The organism is uncultured Clostridium sp. (genome assembly GCF_947072515.1).
Classification (GTDB): domain Bacteria; phylum Bacillota; class Clostridia; order Clostridiales; family Clostridiaceae; genus Clostridium.
Genome location: NZ_CAMTIG010000130.1, coordinates 1 through 2,509 on the forward strand (window position 1 = coordinate 1; position 2,509 = coordinate 2,509).

The 2,509-nt window shown below is 27.1% G+C and carries 4 protein-coding genes and 1 riboswitch; of the genes, 3 read left to right on the forward strand and 1 reads right to left on the reverse strand.

The features are described 5' to 3' along the window. Nucleotides 1-334, reverse strand: a 334-nt coding sequence (locus Q0W06_RS19610) for an NUDIX domain-containing protein (protein ID WP_297639877.1), incomplete at its 3' end; no start/stop codon positions are given. A gap of 122 nt (nt 335-456) precedes the next feature. Beyond that, a riboswitch (guanidine-I (ykkC/yxkD leader) is annotated at nt 457-556 on the forward strand. Between the two features lie 57 nt (nt 557-613). On the opposite strand from Q0W06_RS19610, the gene Q0W06_RS19615 reads away from it, so the two are divergent. The 3 genes from Q0W06_RS19615 (at nt 614) to Q0W06_RS19625 (ending at nt 2,282) form a co-directional block, all read left to right on the forward strand. Then, complete coding sequence (locus Q0W06_RS19615; RefSeq protein WP_297639879.1) at nt 614-1,105, forward strand: pyridoxamine 5'-phosphate oxidase family protein; 492 nt, start codon at nt 614-616, stop codon at nt 1,103-1,105. 66 nt (nt 1,106-1,171) lie between these two features. Further along, nucleotides 1,172-1,510: a hypothetical protein gene (locus Q0W06_RS19620; protein WP_297639881.1), complete on the forward strand. Its 339-nt coding sequence runs from the start codon at nt 1,172-1,174 to the stop codon at nt 1,508-1,510. A gap of 94 nt (nt 1,511-1,604) precedes the next feature. Beyond that, nucleotides 1,605-2,282 carry an NAD(P)H-dependent oxidoreductase gene (locus Q0W06_RS19625; protein ID WP_297639883.1) on the forward strand — a complete coding sequence of 226 codons (678 nt, stop codon included), beginning with the start codon at nt 1,605-1,607 and terminating at the stop codon, nt 2,280-2,282. The last annotated feature ends 227 nt before the right edge of the window (nt 2,283-2,509 follow it).

A 2,509-nucleotide genomic window follows, 5' to 3' on the forward strand; every position in this document is an offset into this window, starting at 1 on the left:
CAATTTCAAAAGAATCCTTTTCTAAGATAGAGTTTGGTGTTGTACATTGAACTGAGTAATAATAGCCTAACTCATGAAATCTTTCAGCATTATGAGTAAAGAAACCTTCACTTACCCATAATAAGGAGTCTATAGAAGCATTAATTTTAAGTTCTTCTTTTAATTCACGTAAAAGAGATGTTTCACTATCTTCACCAACATCAACTCTACCACCTGGAAGCAAATAGAAAGAACTGTTTTTTAATGTATGAATCAATAAACGATTATTTTTAATTATTAAAGCAGCGACTCTAAAATTGAATCTGCCTAAATCGGTTTTAAAAGAGATATTCATAATAATCACCTCATAGTTAATTGTATGTGTTAATTATATCATGTAAGAATAGAAAAGATATTGTAATGAAGAATTTTCTAGAAATTTGACATAAAAAGTTGGATATGATATTATTTTAAACAACAAAACTATTCTAGGGTTCCGTAATAAGCAATTATTAGACTGGTCCGAGAGGATAGGCACACAATAGTGTGTACACGGAAGGAGAAAAGCCTGGGAGATATTTTTATATTTCCTAGGCTTTTCTTTTATAAAAAATAACGAAGGAGAAAATAAATTATGTTTAGAGAGATGAGAAGAATAAAACAAAAACTTAATGAGGAGGAATGTAAAGCTATATTAGAAAGAAATACTAGTGGAGTTTTATGTGTTTTAGGTGATAATGAATTTCCATATGGAGTTCCAGTAAACTATGTTTATAGAAATGGTAAGTTATACTTCCATAGTGCAAAAGATGGACATAAAATAGATGCAATAAAAAATAATGAAAAAGGGTCTTTTACAATAATTGATCAAGATAAGATTGTTCCAGAGAAGTATACTAGTTATTTTAGAAGCGTAATTGCATTTGGAAAAGTTAGAGTAATAGATGATGAAAAAGAAATGAGAAACTTTTTGAAAGTACTTTCAACAAAATATTGTAAAGATGATGATGCGGGTATTGAAGAAGAAATAAATAGATTTATAAAGAATGTTAGAATTATAGAATTAGATATAATGCATTTAACAGGAAAAGAAGCTATAGAATTAGTTAATGATAAAAATATTTAAGATATGTTTAAGGTAAAAAAAGGAAAATAATATTATAATTAAATAAAAAGGGGTAAAGGAGTAGTTATGAGAAAAGCAATAGTAATATTTCCAAGTTTTTTTATCTTAATACCGATGATTTTAAATTTTACATTAGATAATACTACTTATTCTAGCTTAAAAGGGTTGTTAATTATAGGAATGGTAGTAGGTAATCCACTGATAATAGCATTACAGGGATATTTAAGTGGAAGATTAAGAATGAATATTAAAATATCATTAGGGGTAACTTTAGTAGTATATTTTATAGCAATATTTATATTTTTAAATAGTTCTGCTTTAGGATATCCTATTATAGGTGGAATATTTGGAATGTTAGGATATTTTATAGGAAAAAGAAAAGTGGTTTATAATTTAACAAAATAATATTAAAGTATAAATGGAATAGTTTTACCAGTGACATATTGGTAAAACTATTTTATTATATAATAGTAATTATTAATAGAAGGAGTGATTTATTATGCATACAGTTCATCAAAAAACAGAATTATTAAAAGGATTTAAATTTAGACACGCATGTAAAGAGTTTGATGCAAGTAAAAAAATACCAAAAGAGGATTTTGATTTTATTTTAGAAACAGGAAGATTGTCTCCAAGTTCTTTAGGACTTGAACCATGGCACTTTGTAATTCTTCAAAATATGGAGATAAGAGAAAAATTATTACCAGTATCTTGGGGGGCACAAGGACAATTACCAACAGCAAGTCATTTTATTGTATTTTTAGCTAGAAATAAAGATGAAATGAGCTATGATTCAGAATACATAGAACACATAATGAAAGATATACACGAAATACCAGACGATGTTAGAGCTGGTAGAAGAGAAAAAGTAGAAGATTATCAAAAGAATGATGCAAAAATGTTTGATTCTAAAAATGGAGTTTTTGATTGGGCATGTAAGCAAGTTTATATTGCAATGGCTAATATGATGACATCTGCAGCTGTAATAGGAGTAGATTCATGTCCTATAGAAGGCTATGATAGAGAAAAGGTAGAAGAAATCCTAGAAAAAGAAGGAATACTAGATAAAAGTAAATTTGGAGTAGCTTGTATGGCTGCTTTTGGATATAGAAAAGAGAGACCAAAAAGAGAAAAGACAAGACAAGAGATGGATGATATAGTAACTTGGGTTGAATAGTTTAGAAAAATCATAATAAATAGAAGAAAATTTAAAAAATGTATAAGGAAACTTAATGATTTTATGGTAAAATTATGAAAAAAGATTTAAAAGGAGAATATCATGAGAGAAATAGGACTTATAACTTTATATTTTTTCATATTTTTTGTCATTGCTTTAATTTGGGATAGGATTTGGACTATAGGAAAACAAAAATACTTTAAAAAGTATATTATTTATTCTTATGG